Source organism: Amycolatopsis sp. NPDC004079 (genome assembly GCF_040610415.1).
Classification (GTDB): Bacteria; Actinomycetota; Actinomycetes; order Mycobacteriales; family Pseudonocardiaceae; genus Amycolatopsis; species Amycolatopsis halotolerans.
Map to the genome: position 1 here is coordinate 1 of NZ_JBEXMH010000152.1, position 3,971 is coordinate 3,971.

Annotated in this window: 3 protein-coding genes; all 3 read right to left on the reverse strand. The window is 71.2% G+C overall.

Annotated elements, in window-relative coordinates:
- Positions 1–189: 189 nt before the first annotated feature.
- The 3 genes from ABZX37_RS49235 to ABZX37_RS49245 all read right to left on the reverse strand — a co-directional run bounded on the left by ABZX37_RS49235 (position 190) and on the right by ABZX37_RS49245 (position 3,480).
- Entirely contained in the window at positions 190–1,455 is a 1,266-nt protein-coding gene (locus ABZX37_RS49235; protein WP_354751254.1) for a ribonuclease D, read from the reverse strand.
- Between the two features lie 71 nt (positions 1,456–1,526).
- Positions 1,527–2,243, reverse strand: a complete 717-nt coding sequence (locus ABZX37_RS49240; RefSeq protein ID WP_033291604.1) for a response regulator transcription factor — start codon at positions 2,241–2,243, stop codon at positions 1,527–1,529.
- A gap of 673 nt (positions 2,244–2,916) precedes the next feature.
- The gene (locus ABZX37_RS49245) at positions 2,917–3,480 is read right to left on the reverse strand and encodes a DUF3000 domain-containing protein (protein WP_354751255.1); all 564 of its coding nucleotides are present in this window, start codon (positions 3,478–3,480) and stop codon (positions 2,917–2,919) included.
- Between the last annotated feature and the right edge of the window lie 491 nt (positions 3,481–3,971).

Sequence of the window (3,971 nt, forward strand, 5' to 3'; positions counted from 1 at the left end):
GGGGGCTCTCTCCCGCGGGGGGGCGGCGGGGGGGGGGGGGCCTTCGGCCTGTCACGCCGGGCAGCCCCCAAACGCCGGCGCGATCCCGCGTGGTGGGCAAGTGAGCGGTCAGGGCTGGGCCTGGTTGCGGAAGTCGTGGCTCGCGTCCGGAGGTCTAAACCTCGACTTGAGGTCTAGACCACCGGCTTGTTATTCGGAAGCCGTGCTGTGCAAAGCCTTGCTCAGCGCCGCCACTGTCAGCTCCACTTGCCACGGTCGCGCCCCGCCCGCCCGCAGCACGTCCGCCACCGAGTCTTCCGCGAGGTCGGCCGGGGGGCGCCAGCAGGTGCGCCGGACGAGATCCGGCAGCAGCAGGTTCTCCACCGGCAGCTTGCGGTCCTCCGCGATCGCTGCCAGTGCGGCTCGGGCGGCGGCCAGGCGGGCGGCGGCGTCGGGGTCTTTGTCGGCCCAGCGGTTCACCGGCGGCGGACCGTCGTTGGGTTGGCTCGGGCTCGGCAGTTCGCTCGTCGGCAGCGCTTTCGCCGCCTGCAAATGCCGCAGCCAGCTGGCGGTGTACTTGCGCTGCACGCGTCCGCTGAATACCGGCAGCGCCTGCAGTTCCTCGACGGTCTTCGGGTCCGAGGTCACCGCGTTGACGATCGCGCTGTCCGGCAGGATCCGGCTCGGCGCGCGGTCACGCTTGCGGGCCAGTTCGTCGCGGGCCTGCCACATTTCCCGCACCGCGGCGAGGCCGCGCGGGCTGCGGATCTTGTGCACCCCGGACGTCCGGCGCCACGGTTCGGCTCGCGGCGCGGGCGGGGGAGCGGTGCGGACCGCCTCGAACTCCTGCTGCGCCCACTCCAGCTTGCCCTGCGCCGCCAGCTCGGTTTCGAGCTTCGCGCGCAGTTCGTTGAGCAGCTCGACGTCGAGGGCGGCGTAGTTGAGCCAGTCGATCGGCAGCGGCCGCTTCGACCAGTCCGCAGCGCTGTGCCCCTTTTCGAGCGTGTACCCGAGCAGCAGCTCCACGAGCGTGCCCAGCGCGACGCGTTCGTACCCGGCCAGCCGTCCGGCCAGTTCGGTGTCGAACAGCGACAGCGGCCGCAGGTCCAGTTCCGCCAGGCACGGCAGGTCCTGGGACGCGGCGTGCAGCACCCATTCGGTGTCGTTGAGGACGTCCCGCAGCGGGGCAAGGTCGTCGGCGAGCGCGATCGGGTCGATCAGCACCGTGCCGGAGCCTTCGCGGCGCAGCTGGACGAGATAGGCCTTGGGCCAGTACCGGTAGCCCGACGCCCGTTCGGTGTCGACGGCGACGGCTCCCGTGCCCGCGGCGAGCCGCGCGCACGCCTCGGCGAGCGCGACGGGATCGGTCACCACCGGTGGGGTGCCTTCGGCCGGTTCGCGGAGCAGCACCGGCGTTCCGGAGTCCTCGGTGGTCTCGTCTCCGGTCCGGGCTCCGTCCGCCTGTGCAGTTCCCATGTCCGACGACCCTACGGGACGAGCGGACCGCGCCTGGTCCGCCCGCCCCGCAGGGGCGTGGTTCGTCGTCGTCAGCGGATCACGCCGGCTCGCATCGCCAGCGCGACCATCTGCGCCCGGTCGCCCGTGCCGAGCTTGCGCCCGATGCGGGACAGGTGGGACTTGACGGTGAGCGCGGAGAGGGAAAGCTCCTCCCCGATCTCCTTGTTCGACTGCCCGTCCGCGACGAGCTGGAGCACCTCCACCTCGCGAGCGGAAAGCTCGCGCGGGGTGTTGTCGGTGCCCGCCACTCGCGTGCCGGTCGCCAGGACCGGGGCCACGCTCGGGTCGGCGTAGACGCCGCCTTCGAGAACCCGGCGCACGCCGTCGGTGACTACCACCGGCGACGCCGACTTCAGCAGGTACGCCTGAGCTCCGGCCTGGAACGCGGAGCGCACCGCGTACGGGTCGTCGGAGGATGCCAGGACCACCACGCGCGGCCAGCCGTGGCTACGGAGTTCCGTAACCAGCTCGATGCCGCTGCCGTCCGGCAGTCCGAGATCGAGGATCGCCAGGTCGCACGGGCCGGTGGCCTGTGCTCGCGCCCTCGCCTCGGCCACCGTGGCGGCCTCGTGGACAGTGCCCGCACCCATCTGTGCGAGTCGTGCTGCGATTGCCTCCCTCAACAGCGGGTGGTCATCGACCACCAACACGGAAAAAAGCTCTTCCCGCGGGTGCGGAACCATGCTCGCCGGCAAAGCACCGGCTGGCGTGGATCGGACGGCCTGAGATAAGCCGACGGTAGCCACGTCACTACCTCCCTGGAGTCGGTCGTGCCCCCCGACCGGCACCGGGACCTTCGGCCGTTCAGCCGCGCCAGCTTTAGACCGAAAGTGGTGTCGTCCCAGGCACTGTAGCCGTCCGGACGCCGTTGCGGGGGGATCGAATGGGTATCTATCCGAAACAGTTCGTCACTCAGCGAGGTCGTTGTAACACGATCGGACTAACGATCGGAGTCTTGTTAACGACTGACGACCGGGCCGCGATGCACCTGAGTTACCGGCATCGAAACGGGCGTGCAGATGGCCCGTGCACCTGCGGGTGCTGCCGGAGCGGGGCCGCCGCCCCGGCGACCCGGGCCCGGAAATGCGCTCCGGCCGGGGCAAGATCATTTTCTTTCACGTTTTGCCCTGCATGCTGCCCGGCCGCCGGCGTCCTGACGGAGGCGTCGAAAAGGGGCCGGGAACCGCGTCGAAGCTGGTTACCGGGGGTTCACTGGCTGTGATCACGCCCGGCCACGAACGTGCGGCATCCGGAGCAGCGGCCGCCGGAGTCCACGTTGGACGGTCGGTGGTGGGCGTCGGTGAAGCCCCGCCGAAGATCCCGGCGGAGCGCCGGGAGGGCTCGAATCCGCCCGGGAAGGCGCGTTCGTGCGCGTGCAAGCGCCGCGAAGAGGCTGCCCGACCGGGTGAACTTAGGAAATCAGGAGCTTTGGCGCTGTTCAAACAGCGTGACGCCCACTGGAGGCAGTCCCACGACGCTCGCCATCACCTGGCAGAACGCGAGCCCGTGCGGGCCGAGCGCGGCGTCGGTCGGGGTCCAGGAGGCCCGCAGTTCGAGGTCGTCGGTGCGGGCCGGGCCGGAGATGTCGCCGAAGCGGGCCGAGGAGGTCTCCGTGACAGTGCCGCCGAGCGCCTTCCACGAGGCGCCGGAGGCCTCCAGCGCGTCGGTCAGCCACGACCAGCCGACCGCGGGAAGGAACGGGTCCGTGGCCAGCTCGCGATCGAGCTCGGCGCGGACGTACATGACCAGCCGCAGCACGCCGTCCCAGCCCTCTTGGCCGTCCGGGTCGTGCAGCAGGACCAGCCTGCCGGACGCCTCGACGTCGGCGGGTCCGGAGAGCTCGCAGCTCAACGCGTACGACCACGGCGCGAGCCGCTGCGGCGCGCGCATCGTCTCCAGGCGGATCTCCGGGCGCGGCCGGACGGCTTGCAGCGCCGCGACGGCTTCGCGGAAGAGATCGGGCACTGGCGTCATCGCGGTCACGCACCGACTGTAGGGCGGCGACGCCCCGTTGCGGACGCAGGCGCGCCGAGCGAGACCCACCCGCGACCCGGCGGACGGCTCCGGCTGCCCCTCCGTCTCTCTCGCCGTGCCCGTTCCCGGCGTGCTCCTGCCGCTGCTTCGGCGGGGTCCTGCGCGCCCCGAGTGTGCGTGGGTGCGCAGGGCGGCGGCCGGGCTGGCCGTGGTGTGTCGGTGTTGAGGACGTCGTCGATGCCGACTTGGTTGCATCGGACGCACACAACGCCGAGTTGGGCTTGCGTCTCGCGCGCCCGACGTCGCGGCGGGTGCATCGCGCAACCAACGCCACATTGGCGTCTTCTCATCGGCAGCTGTATCCGGCTCTGCCACGGCGATGCGGAGCGGGCTGGGCTGCGACGGCCGCGTGGCTCCCTAGCCGATGGACCCGGCCCTGCGTAGGTCCGTGAAGGGCTCCTTGCAGGAATCAGATTCCCTCAAGGAGCCCTTCACGGACC

Bases quoted from the DNA above. Each gene is read 5' to 3' on its own strand.
- ABZX37_RS49235 (WP_354751254.1), bottom strand. From the start codon at position 1,455: ATGGGAACTGCACAGGCGGACGGAGCCCGGACCGGAGACGAGACCACC.